Origin of the sequence: Flavobacterium psychrotolerans (assembly GCF_003097635.1) — a bacterium.
Classification (GTDB): Bacteria; Bacteroidota; Bacteroidia; order Flavobacteriales; family Flavobacteriaceae; genus Flavobacterium; species Flavobacterium psychrotolerans.
This window is the reverse complement of sequence record NZ_QCZI01000002.1, coordinates 39,813-64,365: the sequence shown is the minus strand read 5'-3', so window position 1 is coordinate 64,365 and position 24,553 is coordinate 39,813. Positions and strand designations below refer to the sequence as shown.

The 24,553-nt window shown below is 35.6% G+C and carries 19 protein-coding genes; 18 read left to right on the top strand and 1 reads right to left on the bottom strand.

Going from position 1 to position 24,553, the window contains the following annotated elements; all coding sequences use genetic code 11:
* The first annotated feature begins 168 nt into the window (after positions 1 to 168).
* The 15 genes from DB895_RS02160 to DB895_RS02090 all read left to right on the top strand — a co-directional run bounded on the left by DB895_RS02160 (position 169) and on the right by DB895_RS02090 (position 19,501).
* Complete coding sequence (locus tag DB895_RS02160; RefSeq protein WP_116723711.1) at positions 169 to 2,460, top strand: NADP-dependent malic enzyme; 2,292 nt, start codon at positions 169 to 171, stop codon at positions 2,458 to 2,460.
* Between the two features lie 73 nt (positions 2,461 to 2,533).
* The gene (gene ruvA / locus DB895_RS02155) at positions 2,534 to 3,115 is read left to right on the top strand and encodes a Holliday junction branch migration protein RuvA (RefSeq protein WP_116723710.1); all 582 of its coding nucleotides are present in this window, start codon (positions 2,534 to 2,536) and stop codon (positions 3,113 to 3,115) included.
* A gap of 57 nt (positions 3,116 to 3,172) precedes the next feature.
* Positions 3,173 to 10,492, top strand: coding sequence for a T9SS outer membrane translocon Sov/SprA (sov, locus tag DB895_RS02150; RefSeq protein WP_116723861.1), 7,320 nt, complete (start codon positions 3,173 to 3,175; stop codon positions 10,490 to 10,492).
* A gap of 81 nt (positions 10,493 to 10,573) precedes the next feature.
* Positions 10,574 to 10,954, top strand: a complete 381-nt coding sequence (gene gcvH / locus DB895_RS02145; protein WP_116723709.1) for a glycine cleavage system protein GcvH — start codon at positions 10,574 to 10,576, stop codon at positions 10,952 to 10,954.
* Positions 10,923 to 11,336 carry a VanZ family protein gene (locus tag DB895_RS02140; RefSeq protein ID WP_317046089.1) on the top strand — a complete coding sequence of 138 codons (414 nt, stop codon included), beginning with the start codon at positions 10,923 to 10,925 and terminating at the stop codon, positions 11,334 to 11,336. The genes gcvH and DB895_RS02140 overlap by 32 nt, the downstream gene beginning before the upstream one ends.
* 40 nt (positions 11,337 to 11,376) lie before the next feature.
* Positions 11,377 to 12,120 (top strand): deoxyribose-phosphate aldolase, encoded by a 744-nt coding sequence (gene deoC, locus DB895_RS02135; RefSeq protein ID WP_116723707.1) that lies wholly within the window; start codon positions 11,377 to 11,379, stop codon positions 12,118 to 12,120.
* A gap of 24 nt (positions 12,121 to 12,144) precedes the next feature.
* The gene (locus tag DB895_RS02130) at positions 12,145 to 14,265 is read left to right on the top strand and encodes a gliding motility protein RemB (protein WP_116723706.1); all 2,121 of its coding nucleotides are present in this window, start codon (positions 12,145 to 12,147) and stop codon (positions 14,263 to 14,265) included.
* 140 nt (positions 14,266 to 14,405) lie between these two features.
* On the top strand, positions 14,406 to 15,311 hold the full coding sequence (gene cyoE / locus DB895_RS02125) for a heme o synthase (RefSeq protein ID WP_116723705.1): 906 nt from the start codon (positions 14,406 to 14,408) through the stop codon (positions 15,309 to 15,311).
* Entirely contained in the window at positions 15,308 to 15,898 is a 591-nt protein-coding gene (locus DB895_RS02120; protein ID WP_116723704.1) for a cytochrome c oxidase subunit 3, read from the top strand. Before cyoE ends, DB895_RS02120 begins: the two co-directional genes overlap by 4 nt.
* Before the next feature lie 43 nt (positions 15,899 to 15,941).
* Positions 15,942 to 16,970, top strand: a complete 1,029-nt coding sequence (locus DB895_RS02115; protein ID WP_116723703.1) for a cytochrome c oxidase subunit 3 — start codon at positions 15,942 to 15,944, stop codon at positions 16,968 to 16,970.
* Between the two features lie 18 nt (positions 16,971 to 16,988).
* Entirely contained in the window at positions 16,989 to 17,339 is a 351-nt protein-coding gene (locus tag DB895_RS02110; RefSeq protein ID WP_116723702.1) for a cytochrome C oxidase subunit IV family protein, read from the top strand.
* A 76-nt stretch (positions 17,340 to 17,415) separates the two neighbouring features.
* Entirely contained in the window at positions 17,416 to 18,054 is a 639-nt protein-coding gene (locus DB895_RS02105) for a hypothetical protein (RefSeq protein ID WP_116723701.1), read from the top strand.
* A gap of 10 nt (positions 18,055 to 18,064) precedes the next feature.
* Complete coding sequence (locus DB895_RS02100; protein ID WP_116723860.1) at positions 18,065 to 18,751, top strand: SCO family protein; 687 nt, start codon at positions 18,065 to 18,067, stop codon at positions 18,749 to 18,751.
* Positions 18,751 to 19,293, top strand: a complete 543-nt coding sequence (locus tag DB895_RS02095; RefSeq protein WP_116723700.1) for a DUF420 domain-containing protein — start codon at positions 18,751 to 18,753, stop codon at positions 19,291 to 19,293. Before DB895_RS02100 ends, DB895_RS02095 begins: the two co-directional genes overlap by 1 nt.
* A 34-nt stretch (positions 19,294 to 19,327) precedes the next feature.
* Positions 19,328 to 19,501, top strand: a complete 174-nt coding sequence (locus DB895_RS02090; protein ID WP_317046088.1) for a hypothetical protein — start codon at positions 19,328 to 19,330, stop codon at positions 19,499 to 19,501.
* A gap of 8 nt (positions 19,502 to 19,509) precedes the next feature.
* On the opposite strand, the gene DB895_RS02085 is transcribed toward DB895_RS02090, so the two are convergent.
* On the bottom strand, positions 19,510 to 20,907 hold the full coding sequence (locus DB895_RS02085) for a DUF4403 family protein (protein WP_116723698.1): 1,398 nt from the start codon (positions 20,905 to 20,907) through the stop codon (positions 19,510 to 19,512).
* Between the two features lie 227 nt (positions 20,908 to 21,134).
* Between DB895_RS02085 and DB895_RS02080 the strand changes: the two genes are divergently transcribed.
* From DB895_RS02080 to tsaB, 3 genes are read left to right on the top strand one after another with little or no spacing between them, the layout of a single operon-like run.
* A complete protein-coding gene (locus DB895_RS02080; RefSeq protein WP_116723697.1) occupies positions 21,135 to 22,574 on the top strand; it encodes a TolC family protein in 1,440 nt (479 codons plus the stop codon).
* 1 nt (position 22,575) lies between these two features.
* A complete protein-coding gene (locus DB895_RS02075) occupies positions 22,576 to 23,877 on the top strand; it encodes an efflux RND transporter periplasmic adaptor subunit (protein WP_116723696.1) in 1,302 nt (433 codons plus the stop codon).
* Positions 23,877 to 24,551, top strand: a complete 675-nt coding sequence (gene tsaB, locus DB895_RS02070; RefSeq protein WP_116723695.1) for a tRNA (adenosine(37)-N6)-threonylcarbamoyltransferase complex dimerization subunit type 1 TsaB — start codon at positions 23,877 to 23,879, stop codon at positions 24,549 to 24,551. The genes DB895_RS02075 and tsaB overlap by 1 nt, the downstream gene beginning before the upstream one ends.
* Positions 24,552 to 24,553: the final 2 nt, after the last annotated feature.

The following is a 24,553-nucleotide window of genomic DNA, read 5'->3' as shown; positions in this document are numbered from 1 at the left end:
ATTCAGACTATTAAATTGGTATTATAAATGAGCCTTTCTTAACGGAAAGGCTTTTTTTTATGCTTTTTTATAGTGACTTAGCAATATCTTTTTAAAAGATTTTACATAAAAGCTTCCTTTTTACAGTCAGACTTTTACCTTTGTATGACCAAACTTAATTCGATCACAATGAATAAAAATAGTAAAAGAAGAGAAGCCTTATTATATCATGCAAAACCAACACCAGGAAAAATTCAAGTAGTACCAACTAAAGCCTATGCAACACAGAGGGATTTGTCATTAGCCTATTCACCTGGAGTTGCAGAGCCTTGTTTAGAAATTGCAAAAGACGTAAATAATGTTTATAAATATACTGCAAAAGGGAATTTAGTTGCTGTAATCACAAATGGTACCGCAGTTTTAGGTTTAGGGGATATTGGTCCTGAAGCGTCAAAACCGGTAATGGAAGGTAAAGGATTGCTCTTCAAGATATTTTCGGATATTGATGTTTTTGATATTGAGATAGGAACTAAAGACATTGAAGAATTTATTCAAACGGTAAAAAATATTGCGCCAACTTTTGGCGGTATTAATCTTGAAGATATAAAAGCTCCAGAGTCTTTTGAAATAGAAAGACGTCTGGTAGCTGAATTGGATATTCCAGTAATGCACGATGATCAACATGGAACGGCTATTATCTCTTCGGCGGCTTTAATTAATTCCTTAGAATTGGCAAATAAAAAAGCCGAAAATGTAAAAATGGTGGTTTCAGGAGCGGGTTCGGCTGCAATAGCTTGTGCTGATTTATATGTTTTACTTGGAGTTAAAAATGAAAACATATTGATGTTTAACAGCAAAGGGGTTTTGACTAAAGACAATCCTTCATTGTCAGAATTGCAACAAAAATATGCTAAGGATATAAAACCGATGACACTGGAAGAAGCATTAGTAGATGCGGATATTTTCTTGGGGTTATCAACAGGGGATATTATGACTCCACAAATGTTATTGGGGATGGCAAAAGATCCTATTGTTTTTGCAATGGCTAATCCAGACCCTGAAATAGAGTACAACTTAGCGATTGCTACCCGAAAAGACGTAATTATGGCAACTGGTCGTTCAGACCATCCTAATCAGGTGAATAACGTGCTAGGTTTTCCGTATATTTTTCGGGGTGCATTAGATGTTCGTGCAACTAAAATCAATGAAGCGATGAAAATGGCTGCGGTTAAAGCGCTTGCCGCCTTGGCCAAAGAACCTGTTCCTGAACAAGTGAATATTGCTTATGGCGAAACTAAACTCATTTTTGGTCGGGAGTATATTATTCCAAAACCATTTGATCCAAGATTAATCACAACGGTTGCTCCAGCAGTAGCAAGGGCAGCAATGGAATCTGGCGTAGCTAAAAATCCAATTGAAGATTGGGATAAATATGAAGAGGAACTTTTAAATCGTTTGGGTTCTGATAATAAAATGGTTCGACTATTAACCAATAGAGCCAAAAACGAACCAAAACGTATCGTTTTTGCCGAAGCCGATCATCTTGACGTTTTAAAAGCAGCGCAAATTGTATATGAAGACAAAATCGGATACCCAATTTTGCTTGGAAATAGAGAGGTTATTTTAGAATTAAAAGCAGAAATTGGATTTGATGCCGAGGTTCCCATTTTTGATCCAAAAAATAAAGAAGAGGATAACAGAAGATTGAATTATGCCGAGATTTTTTGGAAATCCAGACAGCGCAAAGGAATTTCTTTACTAGATGCTCAAAAATGGATGCGTGAGCGTACTTATTTTGGAGCCATGATGGTAAATGAAGGGGAAGCTGATGCATTGGTTACCGGATATTCCAGAAGTTATCCATCGGTTGTAAAGCCAATCATGCAACTTATTGGTAAGGCGCCAGGGATTTCTCTCGTTGCTACCACAAATTTAATGATGACCAATCGGGGCCCCATGTTTTTATCGGATACTTCGATAAATCCAAATCCTACCGCAGATGAGTTGGCGAAAATTGCCATAATGACGGCAAATACCGTTAGAATGTTTGGAATGGAACCGGTTATTGGAATGGTTTCGTTTTCTAATTTTGGATCTTCTTCTCATGAAAGTGCCACAAAAGTAAGAGAAGCAGTAGCCTATCTTCATAAGTATTTCCCTGAACTAATTGTTGACGGAGAAGTTCAAGCTGATTTTGTTTTAAATTCCGACATGCTAAAGACTAAATTTCCTTTCTCTAAATTAGCAGGAAAAAAAGTAAATACGCTAATTTTTCCTAATCTCGATGCGGCAAATATTACCTATAAATTATTGAAAGAGTTGTATAAAGCGGGTTCTATTGGTCCTATAATGCTAGGAATGGAAAAACCGGTACATATTTTTCAATTGGGTGCTAGCGTAGAGGAAATGGTCAATATGGCCGCTGTAGCCGTTGTAGATGCGCAAGAAAAAACAAAAAAGCTTAAGGAATTTGAGATATAATAGGAACACTTAATTTAACGGATAAATCTCAATTAAAGATTTTTGTTATATTTGGGCTTACTTTAACATAACAATGATAGTACATATACAGGGGAAGCTAGTAGAAAAAACACCAACTGAAGTCGTTATCGACTGCGGTGGTGTCGGATATCACGTTAACATTTCTTTGCATACCTTCTCATTATTGCCAACATCCGAGCATATTAAATTGTTTACATACTTACAGATTAAGGAAGATGCGCATACTTTGTTTGGGTTTGTAGAAAAATCGGAGAGAGAAATTTTCAAGATGTTGTTATCAGTTTCGGGTATTGGTTCCAGCATTGCAAGGACCATGTTGTCATCTCTCGATCCAAAGCAAATCATTCAAGCATTGGCCGTTGGAGATTTAGCAACCATACAATCCATAAAGGGTATTGGAAGCAAAACAGCGCAAAGGGCCATCTTGGATTTAAAAGACAAAGTGTTAAAACTTTATGATTTAGATGAAGTATCTATGTCGCAAAACAATACAAATAAGGATGAAGCGTTATCAGCTTTGGAAGTTTTAGGTTTTAACAAAAAATTAGCGGAAAAAGTAGTTGATAAAATTGTAAATCTAGATTCGAGTGCTACAACGGAATCAATTATAAAACAGGCTTTAAAAAATTTATAATACTTGAAAACATTTTATATAGAAAAAATAAATTTTGTTCTGAGAATTGGCTTTTTAATGCTGGTTTTTCTTGTCAGTTTTAGCATCCATGCTCAGGTTAATGAGCCCGTTCAAGATACTGTAAAAAAAGGATATACTGTCGGAGCATTGAAGTTAGATAATCCTCCAAGTATTCTTGAAGCTTACAGTTATGATCCGGTTACCGATAGATACATTTATACCAATAGTGTGGATGGATTTAACATTAATTACCCAATAATTCTTACTCCAAAAGAATACGAACAACTGGTTTTGCGAGAATCCATGCGAACCTATTTCAAGAAAAAATCGGATGCAATTGATGGGAAAAAAGCGGGGAGTGAAGAGGCTAAAAAAGATTTATTACCAAGGTATTATATAAATTCAGGCTTTTTTGAATCTATTTTTGGAAGCAATACGATTGACGTGAAACCTACGGGTTCAGTTGAAGTCGATTTGGGAGTTCGCCACTCCAAACAGGATAATCCATCTTTTTCACCTAAAAACAGATCTACTACAAATTTCGATTTTAACCAAAGAATCAGCATGAGTCTTATGGGTAAAGTGGGGACGCGATTGCAAGTAAATGCCAATTACGATACGCAATCTACTTTTGCATTTCAAAATCTAATCAAATTAGAATATACTCCAACCGAGGATGATATTATTCAAAAAATAGAAGTCGGGAACGTGAGTTTGCCATTGAACAGTTCATTGATTCGTGGTGCTCAGAGTTTGTTTGGGGTTAAAGCGCAATTGCAATTTGGAAAAACTACCGTAACCGGAATATTTTCCGAACAAAAATCACAGACAAAAACGGTGACCGCACAAGGTGGTGGAACCATTCAGGATTTTGAACTATTTGGATTGGAATATGATACAGATAGGCACTTTTTCTTGTCTCAATATTTTAGAAACAAATATGACGAATCGCTGAAAAACTATCCGTTTATTGACAGTAGAGTCCAAATCACCCGAATGGAAGTTTGGATTACAAACAAGCAAAATAGGATTAATACCACCAATAATAATTTAAGAAACATTATCGCCTTACAGGATTTAGGGGAAGCTCAGTTAAGCGATTCCAATGGGATTCCTATTAGTGATAAAGAAATCGTGGCTTTAGACCCTACTCCAGCAGGGTTTTTTAATGTTTCTCCAGATGCTGCGGCAGACAACAAAAACAATGACTATGACCCAGGATTGATTGCTACCGGAGGTGGTTTGCTAAATGGCGGCATTAGAGAAATTGCTACTGCAAATGCGGGTTTTAACAATGTGCCAATTGAAGGGCAAGATTACTCCAAGTTAGAAAATGCTAGAAAATTAACTTCAAACGAATATTCTTTTAACCCACAATTGGGTTATATATCGCTGCAACAACGTTTGGCAAATGACGAAGTTCTTGCCGTTGCTTATCAATATACTATAGGAAAAGATATTTATCAGGTGGGAGAATTTGGAAGCGACGGTGTCGATGCCACCCAAGCTGGAGCGATTGACCCAGCTACCGGACAACCCGCAACAATAACCTCACAAACATTAGTCGTAAAAATGCTGAAAAGCAATTTGACTAATGTCGAAAAGCCAATTTGGAATATCATGATGAAGAATATTTATCAAATTCCAGGTGCTTACCAATTGGAAAAACAGGATTTTAAATTTAATATCCTTTATAGTGATCCTTCTCCTTTAAACTATATTACTCCAGTCTCCGGAACTCCTTTTCCTTTAAATCCACTCCCGGAAAATCGGGTTTCTGAAACGCCATTGTTAAAAGTTTTCAATGTCGATAAATTAAATTATAACAATGATCCGCAAGCCGGAGGTGATGGTTTCTTCGATTTCATTCCGGGGTTGACCGTAGATACTCAAAACGGCAAATTAATTTTTACAAGTGTCGAGCCTTTTGGTAAATTACTTTTTGAAAAATTAAGAACTGATCCCAAACAAAATTACAATGGAGATCAAAACTCTTCTATAGATTATAATGACAATCAAAAAAAATATGTTTTCCAAAATTTATATAGAAAGACACAATCCATTGCTTTACAAGATGGCGACAAAAATAAATTTCAATTAAAAGGAAAATTTAAATCTAGCGGTGGTGATGGGATTCCGATTGGGGCTTTTAATGTGCCAAAAGGATCTGTTGTGGTTACCGCTGGAGGAAGAGTTTTGCTTGAAGGGGTCGATTATAGTGTGAATTACCAGGCTGGAAGAGTTCAAATATTAGATCCTGCATTGCAAGCTTCAAATACTCCAATACAGGTTTCTGTGGAAAACAATTCTGTTTTCGGACAGCAAACCAGAAGGTTCATGGGAATTAATGTGGAGCATAAATTTTCAGAACACTTTTTGGTGGGTGGTACGTTCCTGAAAATGACGGAAAAACCATTGACCCAGAAATCAAGGTACGGGCAGGAATCGGTTAATAACACCATTTTTGGGGCCAATACCAATTTCTCTACTGCGGTGCCTTTCTTTACCAGAATGGTAAATAAGTTGCCCTTTATAGACACGGATGTTCCTTCCAGTATTTCATTTAGAGGTGAAGTGGCATTCCTAAAACCCGATTCGCCAAAGGCAGATAAATTCAATGGAGAATCTACTATTTATGTGGATGATTTCGAAGGTTCACAAACTACTATCGATTTGCGTTCCCCTTCGTCATGGAGTTTGTCATCAACACCTGTAAAAGATTCAGAAATAACAGGTTCAGAAAAACCAAGTGCCTATGATTTCTTTGGCGAAGATCAAGGAAATGATCCAAGTGATCGATTAAAATACGGATCCAAAAGAGCAAAATTAAACTGGTACAGCATCGATCCCATCTTTTATTCACAAAGACCCTCGGGGATTTCTACGGATGATTTATCCTTGAATAAAACTCGAAGGATTTATAGTCAAGAATTATACCCAGCTACAGACATTGCTATAGGACAATCTCAGGTTGTTAATACTTTGGATTTAACATACTATCCTAAAGAAAGAGGACCTTATAACAACAATTCGTTAGCGGCGGGAACCAATATTCTGCCAAACCCGAAAGATAATTTTGGAGGTATTACGCGTTCGCTGAATTCGACTAATTTTGAACAAGGAAATGTTGAATATATTCAATTTTGGGTTTTAGATCCCTACGGAAGTGGAAATGGTGATTTGCCAGTAACTAGTACAAATACGGGTAAAATCTATTTTAATTTGGGTTCCATTTCGGAAGATATTTTAAAAGACGGAAGAAAACAATTTGAAAATGGATTGCCGGAATCGGGTTCCAATCAATTGACGTATCCTACTGTTTGGGGGAAAGTGCCGGCATCACAATCCTTAATTTACGCATTTGATACCAATGAAGGGAATCGAGCTGTTCAAGATGTTGGTTTAGATGGCTTGACAGATGCGCAAGAGGGAGCTATCTATTCTAATTTTGCCGGACTGGCTGATCCAGCTGCCGATAACTATCAATATTTTTTAACAGCTCAAGGAAATGTATTGGAACGCTATCGGAATTATAATGGCACCCAGGGAAACTCTCCGGTAAACGTTACAAATGACAATAGAGGAAACTCTACCGTTCCAGACGTGGAAGATATCAATAGAGACAATACCATGGATGGGTACAATGCCTATTATGAATACAGCATTGATATAAAACCAGGGATGGATGTGGGAATATCAAAATATGTTACCAATGTATTAAAGGCTCGTGCTCCGATTCCTGGTTCCAGCTTTGGAGAGGAAACGGATGCCAGATGGATCCAGTTTAAAATTCCCGTTACACAATTTGAAAATAAAATTGGACCGATAACAGATTTCAGATCCATTCGTTTCATGAGGATTTTTATGACTGGTTTTGAGGACGAAATGACGGTTCGTTTCGGCTCGTTAGACTTGGTTAGAGGGGAATGGAGAAGGTATTTAAATACTTTAGATCCATTAGAAACTACAGCACAAAATGATTTGGACACTACTGATTTTGATGTTCAAGCCGTAAATGTTCAAGAAAATGGTGATCGTAAACCTGTAAAATATGTTTCACCTCCCGGGGTTGTTAGAGAGCAGTTGTATAATAACAATACCGTTATCAAACAGAATGAACAATCACTGTCATTAAGAGCGACAGGAACAACTGGCCTTGAGGTTGATGATTCCAGAGCCGTATTTAAAAATGTGAGCGTTGACATGCGTCAGTTCAAAAAACTAAAAATGTTTTTACATGCGGAGGCACTTCCCGCAGACTCTTCTCCATTACAAAATAATGAAATGATTGGTTTTATCCGTTTTGGGAATGACTTTACCGAGAATTTTTATCAGATAGAAATTCCTTTGGAAGTAACACCTGCCGGTGCAGTATTTGAAGATATGATTTGGCCGTCTGTGAATGACATAGATTTGCCTTTGGAATTATTGACACAACTGAAAATTTTATCGAGATCCCACTCTTTTCTTCCAAACGAAATTTTATACAAAACAGAAAATGAATTAGACCCTTCTCGATCCAGTAAACTAAAAATTGGTGTGCGTGGAAATCCCAATTTTGGCTTGGTTAGAACTTTAATGGTTGGTATAAAAAATAATACCAAAGACGGAAAGGATCCCAATGGGGTTGATTTAATAAACAGGGATATTAAAGGAGAAGTGTGGTTCAATGAACTTCGTTTGTCAGAAATGGACAACAGCGGAGGTATGGCTACAGTTGTAAATATGGACACGAATCTTGCTGATTTTGCGACTCTATCTGCAACCGGAAAAATGAGTACTATCGGTTTTGGGACTCTGGAACAAGGGCCAAATGAAAGAAGCCGAGAGGCCATTCAACAATATAATATTGTGACAAATCTTAGCCTAGGGAAATTGATGCCAAAGAAATGGGGGATAAGCCTTCCGTTTAATTATGCCATTGGTGAAGAAACCATCACTCCAGAATATGATCCGTTCAATCAGGATATTAAATTAAAACAGCTGCTGGATGTTACTTCCAATCAATCTGAAAAAGACAATATTAAAAATAGGGCTATTGACTATACAAAACGCAAAAGCATTAACTTTATTGGGGTTAGAAAAGAAAGAGCAGCGCAACAGAAACAGCACATTTACGATCCTGAGAATCTTACCCTTTCCCATTCTTACAACGAAGTAACGCGTCATAATTTTGAAATTGATAATTTTATTGACCAACAGGTAAACACAACTGCGGACTATACCTATGCTTTTCAGTCAAAAGCCGTTGAGCCTTTTAAGAAAACCAAGTTCATGAAGAAAAGCAGTTATTGGAAATTATTAAGCGATTTTAATTTCAATTATTTGCCCTCTAATATTTCTTTCAGTTCCAACATTATTAGACAATACAACAAACAACAGTTTAGGCAGGTTGAAGTGGCTGGAATTGCTTTAGACCCATTGTACAGGAGAAACTATATGTTTAATTATCAATATGGGTTTAATTACAATTTGACTAAAGCTTTAAAATTAAATTATACTGCATCATCCAGTAATGTTGTTAGGAATTATTTGAACGATAACAACGAACCTATAAATGACGTAACCCTTTTTACGGATTACTGGAATATAGGTGATCCAAATCTGCATACGCAGCAATTAGTGGTAAACTACGACTTGCCTATAAATAAAATCCCTTTATTGAGTTTTATAAAATCTACCTATTCCTATACGGGCGATTACAGTTGGCAACGGGCTTCCATTGCTTTATCCAATATAAACATTGATGGGCAAAATTATAATTTAGGGAATACCATACAAAATGCGGGTTCGCATAAGTTGAATTCGGCCTTCAATATGGATTCTTTTTATAAATACGTTGGATTAACAAAAAGAACTAAAAAACCAACAATAAAATCCGTTGCTCCACCAAAACCGGGGCAAAAGGTTATTAATGCCATTCCGGTGCAAGCCACGACTGGGGGAAATGTGTTTGTAAATGGATTGATAGGCGTTTTAACCAGCGTGAAAAATGTGCAATTGAATTATACCGAAAATCGGAGTACGGTTCTTCCTGGATACACTCCAGGACTCGGTTTTTTTGGGTCTTCAAAACCTACTCTAGGATTTATTTTTGGAGCTCAGGATGATATACGATATGAAGCTGCTAAAAACGGATGGTTGACCAATTATCCTGATTTCAACCAGAATTTCATGCAAGTCACCAGTAAGACAATAAATTTGACGGCAAATGCAGATTTATTTCCGGATTTTAAAATTGATTTGAATGCCGACAGAACGTTTGTCGACAATTTCTCGGAACAATATGATGTGACCAGTGGGCAATACAATTCGAGATCGCCATATAGTTTTGGTAATTTTTCCATTTCAACAGTATTGTTAAAAACATCTTTTGGACAAAGTGATGAAAAATTCTCGGCAGCTTTTGAAGACTTGAAAAGCAATCGTTTGGTTGTCGCGGATCGCTTAGCCCAAAATTTTTATGGTGGATCTATTCCTAGATATGGTGACGCAACACACCCAATTCCGGGAGCTACAGATCCAAATTATGGCATTTATACCGCAAACAAGGGTTATCCAATTGGTTTTGGAAAAAACAATCAAGCGGTTCTATTACCCTCCTTTTTGGCGGCATATTCTGGAAACAATGCTTCAGGAGTTTCGCTCGGGGCATTTAGAAACTTTCCAATTCCTAACTGGACTATAAAGTATAGCGGATTGATGCGTTATCAACTTTTCAAAGATGCCTTCAAGCGGTTCTCTTTACAACACAGTTACAAAGCATCTTATACTGTAAACTCATTTCGATCTAATTTTGAATTTGACAAAGCCCCTTCGGGGTATAAAACGGATGGAAGCCTAAATGCAGATTCGGGCGGAAATTTATTTAACAAAACATTGATTTCAAATATCAATTTAGTGGAGCAATTTAATCCGTTAATCCGATTGGACTTTGAGATGAAAAATTCTGTTAAAATTCTGGCGGAAATGAAAAAAGACAGAGCCTTGTCTATGAGCTTTGATAACAATCTCCTAACGGAAGTGAAAGGAATTGAATATGTGGTAGGTCTTGGTTATCGAATTAAAGACGTTATTTTTTCATCTCGATTGGCTGATAATCCTACTGGAATTATTAGAAGCGATATTAATATCAAGACTGATATTTCCTATAGAAACAGTCAAACCATTGTTCGTTATTTGGATTACAACAACAATAAATTATCTGGCGGACAAAACATTTGGTCAGCAAAACTAACAGCCGATTATTCATTCAGTAAAAACTTAACCATAATTTTCTATTATGATCATTCGTTTTCTAAAGCGGTAATTTCAACTTCATTCCCAATAACAAATATTCGTGGCGGATTTACGATGCGATATAACTTTGGAAATTAAGAATAAAAATTGGTTAAAATTATTCGGGTTAGGCTATATTTGCTATATAAAATATTAAAAAAACACATAACATAAGATACAATGAACATTCCATCAAATTTAAAGTATACTAAAGACCATGAATGGATTCTTTTAGAGGGAGAATTGGCAACTGTAGGGATTACTGATTTTGCTCAAAAAGAATTAGGAGATATTGTCTATGTTGAAGTAGAAACGCTAGATCAAACTTTGGAAAAAGATGAAGTCTTTGGAACCGTTGAGGCTGTAAAAACAGTTTCCGACTTGTTTTTACCGATGACTGGTGAGATTGTTGCTTTTAATGATTCACTAGAAAGCAATCCAGAAATGGTAAACTCGGATCCTTATGGAAATGGGTGGATGATAAAAATAAAAGTGGCCAATGTAACTGATTTTGACGAACTACTTTCAAGTGAAGCATATAAAGAACTTATTGGCGCATAAATTTTTTTATTTGTGGCTTGCCGAAATTTGGACATTGCTAATTGCGTTTTTGTGTTTGGTGAGTTTTAATAATTTGCCAAGTGTTGGAATACAATCCGCAGATAAATATGTCCATTTTACGTTTCATTTTGTTTTTACAATACTTTGGTTTTTATATTTGAAGAAAAAAAAATCTGATAAGAAACCCTTGAAGGCAATACTGCTAAAAGTTTTTTTGGCATCATTCCTTTACGGAGTTTTTATAGAAATTGCCCAAAGTCTTTTTACGGACACGAGAGAAGGAGATGTCTTTGATGTACTGGCAAATACTTCGGGAACGATTACAGCAATAACAGTGATAATGTTATATGTCACTTTTTTTAAAAAAGAAAAATTAAATTAACATATTGAACATGTCCCACTTAGTTGGGATTTTTTATCTTATGAATATGAAACAATATTTAGATTCTACCTATTTAAAAACAGCAAGCCAAGCTGGAATTCCTGAAGCAGATAATGTTAAAGTGGCTAAGGACTTTATTCAAGAAGCCATTGACGAGCAATTTAAGCTCATCATGATTCGACCAGAAATGGTTTCCATGGCAAAAAAAATGATTACCGATGCCAATTCAAAAGTTGATATTGGGACTGTAATTGATTTTCCAGAAGGTAAATCCAGTTTGGAAAAAAAACTGGAAGAAGCCAATAAAGCTATACTTGACGGTGCAGACGATTTGGATTTTGTTTGCAACTATGAAGCATTCAAAAATGGTGATGTCAATTTAGTGAAGCAGGAAATTCTAGCTTGTACACAATTGGGTTTAGAAAACCATAAAATCGTGAAGTGGATTATTGAAGTTGCGGCCTTAAATCACCAGCAAATTATTCAACTGTCAGCATTGATAAAGAATCTTGTTCTTTCAAATTTTAAGGAAGAACAATATGCATCTGTTTTTGTAAAATCATCAACAGGTTTTTATAAGACGGAAAATAATTTACCAAACGGAGCAACACGAGAAACCATAATTTTAATGCTCGAAAATGCCTCGCCGCTTCCGGTTAAAGCTGCTGGAGGTGTCCGGACTTATGATGAGGCTGTAGAAATGATTCGTCTGGGTGTGAAACGAATTGGAACTTCTGGAGCCAAAACAATTGCTAACGGGCAAGTTTCAGAAAGCGATTACTAAAAATGGATTAGCTTAAGATATAATATGAACAGATACTTTCCAATTTGTCTATTGTTGTTGAACTCGTTTGTCTCAAACGCGCAATTGACGACCAAAAATGCAGAACAATTTCCCGTTTTTCCTGCCTGTGAGAATCAATACGATAAAGATTTGGAAACTTGTTTTTATACACAGGTTCAGGATTTTATTTATACAAATCTAAAAGTTCCGGAAAAGTTAACGCAAGATAATTTTAAGGGAAATATGATTGTGCTTTTTGAAGTCGATGAACAAGGGAAATTTAAGGTTCAATACGTTGATGCCATTGATGAAGAGTTGGTTAAGGAATGCAAAAGAGTTTTTGGGCAATTTCCTAAAATCAGTCCGCCAACATTTAACGGAAAACCGACCTATTCAAAATATACCATTAAAATTGCCATACCGCAAAAAAGCGCTGCTGAAATTGCTGTTGAAAATGAGGCTGTAAAAAAAGTGGCCAATCCCAAAAAATATTTAGTAAATAAGGATAAGGAATTAGCGGAATATGACGGTATTGTTTACCATAAATTCAACAATCCTCAGTTTGAAAGTCATTTAAATATTCCATTTTCTCATAGCTATTATGCCCATTTTGATGCGGCAATGAATCAGGTGGGTACTAATAATCATACGGGTTCAAAACCCTATACCTATGTAGAAGTTTCTAAATATTACAGTCTGAAAGAAGCCAATGATAAACTGCAAAAAAATGTTGCCGGCTGGTGGGGTCGAAAAATATGGAATGAAAATTTGGCTCAAATTCAAGGGGATGGATATTGGTTTACCATGAATCCTATTTTTGATTTGCAAAAAGGGAAAAGCACTCCAAGTATTTCCAAAAGCACTTATCTTAATACCAGAGGAATTCAGTTTCAGGGCGGAGTGGGCGAGCAATTAAATTTTACCGCAACCATATATGAAAGTCAAGGTCGTTTTGCAGATTATTTTAATAACTATTCAAGATCTATAAAGCCAAGTGGAGGAAGTCCTGCAATTATTCCAGGAATCGGAATTGCAAAAGAGTTTAAAACCAACGCTTTTGACATGCCTTTGGCAGAAGCAAATTTGACCTATTCGCCAAGTAAAATGATTGACCTCCAGTTGGGTTATGGCAGGAATTTTATTGGTGATGGCTATCGTTCTTTAATTATGACTGACGGATTGAGTCCATATCCATTTTTTAAAATTAATACCACTTTCTGGAAAATCAAGTATACGAATACCTACATGTTCTTGAAAGACGTTCGTGCGGAAGCAACTGTAGATAAGACGTATACCTCAAAATACATGGCGAATCATTATTTGAGTTGGAATGCAACCAAAAGATGGAATATTGGTTTGTTTGAATCGGTAGTTTGGGCGGATACAAATAATAGAGGATTTGACGCCAGTTTTGTAAATCCAATCATTTTTTACCGTTCTGTCGAGTTTGCATCCTCAGCTAGGTCGGGAAATGCACTTTTGGGATTGACTACGAAATACAAGTGGAATAATCAAATTAATTTATACGGACAGTTTTTATTGGACGAATTTTCACTTAGTGAAGTAAAAAAACAGAATAATAGTTGGAAAAATAAATTCGGGTATCAACTAGGGATTAAGTATTTCAATGCGTTAAACGTTGAAAACTTATTGCTTCAAGTAGAATACAATCATGTACGGCCGTATGTGTATTCCCATAGCGATCCTTTGACCAATTATGCACATGCCAATCAAAGTTTAGGCCATCAATGGGGAGGGAATTTCAAGGAAGTTATCGTCATTGCCCGTTACCATAAAGGGAGGTGTTTTGCGGATGCGAAAATAACTTCTGGAATTCGGGGCTTGGATTTTGCTGATTTTGGACTAAAGTCTAATTATGGTGGAAATATTTACAGGGATTATGACGATGAGAGAGCTCAAGATACCGATGTTAAAGTAGGACAAGGCAATAAAACCACTGTTTTTATAGCAGATATTCAAGCGGGGTATTTGATTAATCCAGCCACCAATTTGAAATTATACGGAAGTTTCATTTATAGAAATTTCGACCCCACTCAAGAAACTGCAACTGCTTTTAAAGAAAGTACGACTTGGTTCTCATTAGGTTTACGTTGTGATATTTTCAATTGGTATTTTGATTATTAGTAGCCAAAGATTATAGGCTTACATTATCCCAAAAATATCAACACTGTCATGGTTATATTTTTATGAATTGTTTTTTGTTAAATCATTAACTATAAATTACATTTGCACCAGTTTTGAAAAAACGCAAATAAAAAACCGTATTGAACGTAACTACTAACACCATTTCTTTTAAATCTATTTACGCTGATTTCAAAGCTATCACTAAGGCAGGTTTGGCCATTAGTGTGGTTTTTTCCTCATTAGCAGGGTTTGTACTTGGTGTAGATGGTTTTCAGTCTATAGATTGGCTTGTTTTGTTGAAATTAGCCATTGGTGGATATTGCATGGTTGGTGCATCAAATGCTTACAATCAAGTTATTGAAAAAGACTTGGATGCTTTGATGGATCGAACTAAAAACCGTCCAGTTCCATCAGGAAGAATGGCACCAAATACGGCATTGGTTATTGCAAGTTTACTGACTGTTTTGGGACTTGTTTTATTGTACACTATCAATCCGAAAACAGCCATGTTTGGTGCGATTTCCATATTTTTATACACCAGTATTTATACGCCATTAAAAACCATGACACCCTTATCAGTTTTTGTGGGTGCATTTCCAGGGGCAATCCCTTTTATGTTGGGCTGGGTTGCTGCTACAGGCAATTTTGGAATTGAGGCTGGGACTTTGTTTTTAATTCAGTTTTTCTGGCAATTCCCCCATTTTTGGGCCATTGGTTGGTTTTTATACGAAGATTATGAAAAAGCAGGCTTCTTTATGTTGCCTTCTGGAAAAAAAGATAAATCGACTGCTTTACAAATCATTTTATACACGGTGTGGTTGATTATTGCCTCGCTTTTGCCAATGACGGGGTATACGGGGAAATTATATATTACTCCAATAGCTGGAATTGTTGTATTTTTGTTGGGATTGTGGATGTTGTTTTATGCGGTTCGGTTGTTTCAACTGCGGACATCAAAAGCGGCACGAACCCTAATGTTGGTAAGTGTTTCTTACATTACATTATTACAGATAGTTTACATTTTAGATAAATTTTTACGATTATGATACAAACAATAATGACTGCGGATGAACACAAAGCAAGAACAGCTAGATCTTATAAATTGATCTTGTTATTTGCGATGGTGAGTATGACAATGATGTTTGCTGGATTGACGAGCGCTTTTGTGGTAAGTAAGTCTAGAGCCGACTGGTTAAAAGATTTCCAATTACCAACGGCATTTTTCTTTAGCACGGCGGTAATCATTGCTTGTAGTGTTACGTTTCATTTAGCCAAAAAGGCGATACAAAAGGACAACAGAAGCGCAACAACTTCACTCCTTTTAGCCACTTTAGGGCTTGGGATTTTGTTTGTCATCTTGCAATTTGCAGGCTTTGGACAAGTAGTGGCTGCTGGCTATTATTTTACAGGAAGCGAAAGTTCCATCACGACGACTTTCCTCTATGTGGTTGCTATGGTGCACTTAGCACACTTAGCCGGTGGATTAATTTCACTGTTAATTATAATTTATAATCATTTTAAACAAAAATACAATTCAACTCAAACCCTTGGTATAGAGCTAGGTGCAATGTATTGGCACTTCTTGGATTTATTGTGGGTTTATTTGTTTTTGTTTTTATATTTCTTTAAATAAGAAAAAAATGTAAATTTGGGAACTTTTTAACGAATAACTTTTTATGGGATCGACAGTTACTACTGCAAACAGTGATGAAAAAACTTGGGGTGGAGGAAATCAGCCTTTAGGAGCCGATTATGGCAAATTGATGATGTGGTTTTTTATCGTATCAGATGCTTTGACATTCTCTGGATTTTTGGCGGCTTATGGTTTTTCTAGATTTAAATTTATCGATACTTGGCCTTTAGCCGATGAAGTATTTACGCACTTTCCATTCATGCACGGTGTTTCGGCGCCGATGTATTACGTGGCATTGATGACTTTTATTTTGATTTTCTCTTCTGTGACAATGGTTTTGGCCGTTGATGCGGGACATCACTTAAACAAATCAAAAGTAGCATTTTATATGTTCCTTACAATTATCGGAGGTTTAATATTCGTTGGTTCACAAGCTTGGGAATGGAAAAACTTTATACATGGTGAGTATGGTGCTATTGAGACTAAAGGCGGAAGTTTATTGCAATTCGTTGATAAAACTGGAAAAAGGGTAAAATTAGAAGATTTTGCAGCCACTTTGCCTGAAGATAGGGAGCATTTAGACAGAAGCAAGGGAAGATGGTTTATGGAAGAAGGTACTTTACCAACTTATTCCGTTGCAGAAGTTCAAGCTGGTTTTAAAGCGCATCCAGAACTTTTGATTAGAACGGAAGTTTTATATAAAGATGATGCAGCTGCTAAACAAGATACAAAGGTAGATCATGTCTTGAGCAAACACAAACATAAAACGGTTTTAACCAGAGCGGAATCAGAAGCAAGATTGCTTAATGCAGCTTATGTGGTTGAAGGAGCTAACTTGGTAAGAAATGAGTACGGAAGCAAATTATTTGCTGATTTTTTCTTCTTTATTACGGGATTCCACGGTTTTCACGTGTTTTCAGGAGTTATAATCAATATTATTATTTTCTTTAATGTTCTAATAGGAACGTATGAAAAAAGAAGAAGTTACGAAATGGTTGAAAAAGTGGGTCTTTATTGGCACTTTGTCGATTTAGTTTGGGTATTTGTATTCACATTCTTCTACTTAGTTTAATTTTTAAAAGTAATTATTATGTCACAAGAACACGTTTCGAATATAAATAGAATTTGGTTGGTTTTTGGAATTCTTTCCGTAGTTACAACTGTAGAGGTTTTCCTTGGAATTGTTAAACCTGACTTTTTGCACATGAATAATTTCTTAAGCATGAATTTGTTAAACTGGATTTTTATCATTTTAACTATTTTCAAAGCTTATTACATTGTATGGGCATTTATGCACATGGAAGGGGAAAAATCAAGTTTAAGATGGACTGTAGTTGCTCCAATTATATTTTTAGTTATATACTTGCTATTTATCCTTTTGGTTGAAGCAGATTATATTTATGAGGTTTTTAAAAATGCTACTATTAAATGGAATTTTTAACAACATATTAATTCATAAAAAAGGTACGCATTGCGTACCTTTTTTTATTTTTGTACTTTAATTACTTCCTTTCCAAATGAAAAAAAATATCGTTCTCTTCATCCTTTTTATTTTTCCAATTGTTGCCTATCTTTTTTTTGCTACTGGAGTTAACAGTTTTATGTTTCTTCCAACAGTAACTCCCAATATTCCGGATTTAGGACATTGGCATTCATTAAATGGGGAACCGGTTACGTTAAACAAAAAAATTACAATTTTAGGATTCACTGGAAATAATATTGTTTACAATAAAGGGAATTATTTCAATCTAAATCAAAAAATATATAACAAGAATAGAGAATTTAAAGACTTTCAGTTTGTGATGGTTGCGCCTGAAGGTACTCAGGAACAGGTAAAGGAAATATTGAAAGGGTTAAGCGGGTTGACTGATGTCTCAAAATGGCTTTTTGTTTTTGCACCAACAAATGAAATTCAAGCCTATTACAACACTTTAAAATTGAAGGGAAAATTAGATACCCATTCTGGCACCTCAAATGTTTTTATTATTGATAAAAAGAGAAATTTGAGAGGGAGGAAGGACAAAGACGAATATAAAGAAGGTTATGATACGGCTTCACCTTCAGATTTATATAATCAAATGACCGATGATGTGAAAGTGATTCTTGCTGAGTACCGTTTGGCACTTAAAAGGAACAATGCTGATAGACAGATATAAATTAATAATTATGTTAAAAAATAAATCATATATAGGAATTTCGTTCATTATTTTAATTTTTGGCATATACGCCATTCCGAAAATAATCAGTAGAATTCAACAGAATGATGTGGTTAAAGGAGATCGTCTGGATAAAGTATCCAATCATGGCAATACGGATGGGAATGTGATGATAATTGGACCAGCACCTAAATTTGAATTAAAAGATCAAAACAAAAAAATAATTACGAATGCCGACTATAAGGGTAAAGTGTATCTTATTGAGTTTTTCTTTTCTACATGTCCTTCAATATGCCCTAAAATGAATAAGAATATGGTTGACATTCAAAATCAATTTTTTGGCAATCCAAATTTTGGAATTGCATCAATAACCATAGATCCTGAACACGACACGCCTGAAATTTTAAAAGCACATGCGGAAGAATTAGGTGTTAAATCCTCTAACTGGCATTTTTTAACTGGAGACAAAAAATATATTTATGACCTTGCCAACAAAGGGTTTAATTTATATGCAGGAGAAAACAGTAAAGTAAATGGCGGGTTTGAGCATTCCGGTTTATTTGCCCTAATCGATAAAAACGGAAACATCCGATGCAGAAAAGACGAGTATGGTAACCCAATTTTGTATTATGACGGAATAGAGAAAGAAGGTGTGAAAGCAATACAACAAGATATAGCAATTTTATTAAGAGAATAATGGAAAAAAATTCAGTAGAACAAAAATTCAGCAAGTATATAGTGACCTTATCAATAGCCATTCCCCTTGCAGTTGCGGTATTGTTTAGCGTTCGGTTAAAAGACTTTGGTTTCAATTTAGAGCCACTTTCATTCTTGCCTCCAATTTACGCAACGATAAACGGAATAACAGCTATAGTTTTAGTTGCGGCTGTTATGGCCATTAAAAATGGAAATAGAAAGTTGCATGAACGTTTAATGACTTCGGCAATCGCATTGTCAGTTGTTTTTTTAGTAATGTACGTTGCCTATCACATGACTGCGGAGGCCACTAAATTTGGCGGAGAAGGAACAATACGATACGTCTATTTTGGTCTGTTAATATCACACATTTTATTATCTATTATTGTCATTCCATTAGTTTTGATAACTTATGTTAGGGCTTTAGCGGAACGATTTGACCGACATAAAAAAATCGCAAAAATCACTTTCCCAATTTGGTTATATGTTGCTATTACGGGCGTTGTTGTATACTTGATGATAGCACCTTATTATGTGCAATAAATATTTAGTTTTTATTTTGTCTCTACTGATTTCTATGTCGGTAAACGCTCAATGCGCCATGTGTCGTGCAGCCATAGAAAGTGAGGGAAACGTAGCAAAAGCAGAAGCTATAAATGACGGAATCGTTTACTTAATGGCTATTCCATACATTCTTGTAGGTGCAATTGGATATGCGGTTTACAGAATGTATAAAAATAAAAAAGCCTAATTTGTTGGTTATTTTATTCCATCAATCGTAATATTTACATCGCCATTCACTTTTACAAAAGCAATAATTGCTTTATTAGTCAATTGAATTTTTTGGAATTGAATATCATCAATACTTCCATTAACAAAGACTCCAGGCAGTGGCGAATAATTTTTCAGGTAATGCAACATGTTTTGTTTTCCTTCGTCTAAATTTGGCTTTATGGAATACCGACAACTTTGCTGTATTTTTCTTAAAACATAGCCTTGCGCCAGCCAATTTGCGGTTCGAGTCAACCTACTTTTTGTGTCAATGGCATAATCCAATTTGTCAAAGTAAATTTCCTTTGTTAGCTCATTGTATTGGGGGAATCCGGCGAGATAAATTTTTCCGTTTAAACTGCCTAGTAAGTCTAAAGCGATAATCATCTTGCCTTCTTTATGCCAAATGGCAACGTTTTGAACCGTTATTTTTTTACTTCCTGTTCCAAATTCCTGTCCTGAAAAATTTTTTGTCATAATCTTTGAGGCTTCATCATAAGTTGAAACCGCAACAATATTTGCCGTAACATGCTCTGGCATTTTTGAAACAGCCTTCAAAATGATTTTGTTCCTGTCGAATTTGGTGATGGGTTTTTGTCCAATCAAGGTTTCCATGGTGCATTTCAAACCCATTTCAAAAGAGATGTATTCCTTTTGTAGCTTGGCATCTGAAGTGTATAATTCAACTGGAGCAATGCGAAGCCAGCTTTGGTAGGCTTCATTCATTTCGAATGGAGTGCATATTTTCTCCAAAGCATCCAGAACATTAGGTTTAAAATCGACCGATTTTTCAATCGCAGCATCAATGCTTTTTTCGATTTTGGACTTGAAAATCCGAACCGTGGGGTTGATTAAATAGGTAATTGGAATAGATTTTCCGAGAATAGTAATAGAGGGACTTTCATTCCAGTCCAATGACTTTAATTCGGTGGTGGAGGTCATTTTCCAATTGGTCAAACCAACGTCGCTAACCAACGTCACCTTTCCGTTAAAGTTGAATTCTTTCGTGTTGTAAAGTGAAATGCCAAATTTATCTGTTCCAATTCGGTATGTTACAAATGCTTTTAGGGGTAAAATAGTCTTTATTTTACCGTTTTCATTTTCGAGAGTTATGGGTGCCAACTTCCATATTTTCACTTCATAATTATCGTCTTCAATCGTATTGTCTTCATAGATTAATCCCGTCAAAACCTTATTGATTTGGTTTTCAATATCTTTTAATTTGATTTTTATGGGTAAATTAATAAAAGAAGGGACATTGTCATAAATTAATGGTGAAGCGTCGTCGGGTTCGGGTTTTAAAGCTGCAATTTTTTGAGTTGATGAACAACCAGCAACAATTGAAATTAAAATAGCGAGAATCAGTAGAGTGCAATTTTTCAGCATTGTTTAAGTATTTGGTTATACAAAATTAGTTAAACACAATATGTATTTCTAACTAATTGTAACATTTTCACATTAATTTAGTCTTATCGGAAAGTGTTTGTATACTAAAGTTCTCTCTACTGAAAACTTGTTCAAAGTCATTCGGTTATTCGGTTAAAAAACACCCTTAATTTTCATATAAATGTTAAATAACTATAGTACCTTTGCTACACTTTCATTCAAATAATATGGGAAAAATCAGTTGTTTCGGAATCGTTTTTATCTTCCTGTTTGGCTGGTCAGTTCAGGCGCAAACCAAAAACTGGACTATTGAAGAATGCGTTAATTATGCTTTAGAACATAATATTTCCATAAAACAATCCAATTTAGACAATGAATTAGCAGCTATTGATAAGAATAGTGCCTTTGGGGGTTTTTTGCCGTCCATAAGTGCGGATGCTTCCCATTCTTGGAACATTGGTTTAAACCAAAATATCACTACCGGGCTTTTGCAAAATCAGACCACTCAGTTTTCTTCTTTAGGCTTGAATGCCGGGGTGGATATTTATAAAGGAATGCAAAATCAAAATCGTTTAAGAAGAGCTAATCTTTCAATTCTTGCCGCTCAATACAATTTGAAAAAAATGAAGGATGATATTTCCTTGTATGTAGCCAATGCTTTTTTGCAAATCTTATTCGACAAAGAAAATATTAAAGTTCAAAACTTGCAATTATCTAATAATGAGAAGCAATTGCAAAAAACAGAGGAGCTCGTCAAAGCGGGTTCTATTCCAAGGGGAGATTTATTGGATATAAAAGCCACGGTTGCTTCTAATAAACAAAAAGTCATTAATGCTGAAAATGCCTTTTTGATATCCAAATTGAGTTTGGCGCAACTATTACAATTGGATGATTTTAAAAACTTCGACATTGCAGATTCAGATTATATTACCAAGGAAAGTGCCACCATGTTATTGGCTCCAGAAACGATTTATCAAAAAGCAAAAGAAGAACGAGTAGAGCTTAAAATTGCCAGAACGAATCTTGCAATTGCAGAAAAAGAGGTGAAAATTGCCAAGGGAGCTTATCAACCCACTTTGCAGGGGTATTATAGGTTTAACACTAGAGCGGGTTATGCCAATAGGGTCGTGGGTTTTGAACAAAATGGTGCAAATCCAACATCTGTAATTGGGTTTGTGGAAGGAACGAATCAACAGGTATTACAGCCCAATTTTTCTCCGATATTAGGAAAAGCATTACCTATTTTAGATCAGTTTAATGATAATAAAGGACATAATTTTGGATTTCAACTGAATGTTCCCATCCTCAATGGCTTTTCTATAAAAAATAATGTCGAGCGTTATAAAGTCAATTTAGAAAAGAGTAAAATTGCGCTAAATCAATCAGAACTAGATTTGCAACGTAATGTTTACACTGCTTTTACGGATGCAAATGGAGCACTTAAAGCCTATGAATCGGCAGTTGTTGCTCTTGACGCCAGACAAGAAGCCTTTAATTATGCCGCAGAAAAATATTCCGTTGGAATAATGAATGCCTTCGATTTTAATCAGTCACAAACGCTATTCTCTAATGCACAATCAGAAGTTTTAAGAACCAAATACGACTACATCTTTAGAGTGAAAGTGTTAGAGTTTTATTTCGGAATCCCAATCATACAAAAAAAATAACATGTCAAAAAAAACAATTTATATTTTATTAGTCTCCGCAATAGTTTTAGTTGTTGCATTATTGATACTTTCTAAAAAAGGAATTATCGGGAATAAAGACAAAGCAGTTGATGTTGAAATTGCAAAAGTCGATCAAATAACCATTGTCGAAACAGTTTCTGCAACTGGAAAAATTCAACCCGAAACAGAAATAAAAATTTCTTCTATGGTTTCCGGAGAAATCATTGCCTTACCACTCAAAGAAGGGCAGGTGGTGAAAAAAGGAGATTTGTTGGTTAAAATTAATCCTGATTTATATACCTCTGGCTATAATAGAACAGTTGCTGGTTTGTCTCAAACTAAAGCGGGACTAAGTCAGGCGGATGCCTCATTTAAAGAAGCTAAAGCCAATTACGATAGAAATAAAACGTTGTTTGACAAAGGTATCATTTCAAAATCCGATTGGGAAAGATTAATTTCTACTTTTGAAAGTACAAAAGCGGCCAAAGAAGCGGCCTATTTTAATGTTAAAAGCGCTTCAGCAACAGTAAATGAGGCTAAAGATAATCTTGGAAGAACAACAATTTTATCTCCTGCTGACGGAACTATTTCGGTATTAAACGTAGAATTAGGGGAGCGTGTTTTGGGAACCCAGCAAATGACAGGAACTGAAATTTTGAGGGTAGCAAACCTCAATAACATGGAAGTTGAAGTAGACGTCAACGAAAATGACATTGTAAAAATAACCGTTGGGGATTCTGCCAGAGTGCAGGTAGATGCATATTTAAAGAAACATTTTAGAGGAATTGTCACCAGCATTTCTAACTCGGCCAGTTCTTCTTTGACAGCTAACCAAGTGACCAATTTTAAAGTCAAAGTTAGAATTGTAAAAGAATCTTATCAAGATTTATTAGTGGGGAAGCCAGCGGCATACTCCCCATTTAGACCAGGAATGACCGCTACAGTTGATATCATTACGGAACGAAAAGAAAAAGTTATTGGTATTCCAATCAGTTCAGTTGTTGTAAAGGCGGACACCGCTGCTGTCAAGAAATTGGAAGTTAAAGATCCGTCATCTGAAGAAAATACGGTAAAACAAAAAATTGATAAAAAATTAGAATGTGTTTTTGTAAAAGTGGGAGATAAGGCTAAAATTAGAATTATCAAAACAGGTATACAAGATGACACCAATATAGAGGTGACCCAAGGGTTAAAACCCGGGGATATAGTAATTGTAGGCCCTTACAATACGGTAACAAAAGAGTTGAGTTCTGGAGATAAAGTAAAAGTCGCCACGAATGAGAAAATAGAGATTAAGAAATAATGTCTTATATTCTTAATATCGAAACGGCAACCAAGAACTGTTCTATTGCAATTGCAAAAGATGGGAAAACGCTGTTATGCAAAGAAATGGCGGAAGAGGGCTACTCACACGCTGAAAAATTGCATGTATTTATTTCAGAAATAATAAAGGAACTTGGGCTGTCTTTCAAAGACTTGTCGGCCATTGCCGTGAGCCAGGGTCCCGGTTCTTATACGGGTTTGCGAATAGGGGTTTCTGCCGCAAAAGGATTGTGTTTTGCATTGGATATTCCTTTAATTGCGATTGATACTTTGGCTGTACTCGCTTCACAGGCGCAAGTTTCAGATGGCTTTATTGTGCCAATGCTTGATGCAAGAAGGATGGAAGTGTATAGTGCAATTTTTCACGAAAATTTAGAAAAAATAAGAGAAGTTAAAGCCGAGGTACTTACAGCAGAATCCTTCTCGGAATACAAGGATAAACTCTATTTTATTGGTGATTGTGCCGAAAAATGCAAAACCGTTTTAACGAAAGAAAATCATATCTTTTTAGAGGATATAATTTATCCGTCTGCCAAAGAAATGGGTGCGTTAAGCTTTGAGAAATATCAAAAAAAAGACACGGTTGACGTGGCTTATTTTGAACCGTATTATTTGAAAGATTTTATAATTACGGCTTCAAAGAAGGTGGTTTAAAA

Excerpts from the sequence above, each read along its gene's own strand:
- DB895_RS02160 (WP_116723711.1), top strand. The coding sequence starts at position 169 with ATGAATAAAAATAGTAAAAGAAGAGAAGCCTTATTATATCATGCAAAA.
- ruvA (WP_116723710.1), top strand. The coding sequence starts at position 2,534 with ATGATAGTACATATACAGGGGAAGCTAGTAGAAAAAACACCAACTGAA.
- sov (WP_116723861.1), top strand. The coding sequence starts at position 3,173 with ATGCTGGTTTTTCTTGTCAGTTTTAGCATCCATGCTCAGGTTAATGAG.
- gcvH (WP_116723709.1), top strand. The coding sequence starts at position 10,574 with ATGAACATTCCATCAAATTTAAAGTATACTAAAGACCATGAATGGATT.
- deoC (WP_116723707.1), top strand. The coding sequence starts at position 11,377 with ATGAATATGAAACAATATTTAGATTCTACCTATTTAAAAACAGCAAGC.
- DB895_RS02130 (WP_116723706.1), top strand. The coding sequence starts at position 12,145 with ATGAACAGATACTTTCCAATTTGTCTATTGTTGTTGAACTCGTTTGTC.
- DB895_RS02120 (WP_116723704.1), top strand. The coding sequence starts at position 15,308 with ATGATACAAACAATAATGACTGCGGATGAACACAAAGCAAGAACAGCT.
- DB895_RS02115 (WP_116723703.1), top strand. The coding sequence starts at position 15,942 with ATGGGATCGACAGTTACTACTGCAAACAGTGATGAAAAAACTTGGGGT.
- DB895_RS02110 (WP_116723702.1), top strand. The coding sequence starts at position 16,989 with ATGTCACAAGAACACGTTTCGAATATAAATAGAATTTGGTTGGTTTTT.
- DB895_RS02105 (WP_116723701.1), top strand. The coding sequence starts at position 17,416 with ATGAAAAAAAATATCGTTCTCTTCATCCTTTTTATTTTTCCAATTGTT.
- DB895_RS02100 (WP_116723860.1), top strand. The coding sequence starts at position 18,065 with ATGTTAAAAAATAAATCATATATAGGAATTTCGTTCATTATTTTAATT.
- DB895_RS02095 (WP_116723700.1), top strand. The coding sequence starts at position 18,751 with ATGGAAAAAAATTCAGTAGAACAAAAATTCAGCAAGTATATAGTGACC.
- DB895_RS02090 (WP_317046088.1), top strand. The coding sequence starts at position 19,328 with ATGTCGGTAAACGCTCAATGCGCCATGTGTCGTGCAGCCATAGAAAGT.
- DB895_RS02085 (WP_116723698.1), bottom strand. The coding sequence starts at position 20,907 with ATGCTGAAAAATTGCACTCTACTGATTCTCGCTATTTTAATTTCAATT.
- DB895_RS02080 (WP_116723697.1), top strand. The coding sequence starts at position 21,135 with ATGGGAAAAATCAGTTGTTTCGGAATCGTTTTTATCTTCCTGTTTGGC.
- DB895_RS02075 (WP_116723696.1), top strand. The coding sequence starts at position 22,576 with ATGTCAAAAAAAACAATTTATATTTTATTAGTCTCCGCAATAGTTTTA.
- tsaB (WP_116723695.1), top strand. The coding sequence starts at position 23,877 with ATGTCTTATATTCTTAATATCGAAACGGCAACCAAGAACTGTTCTATT.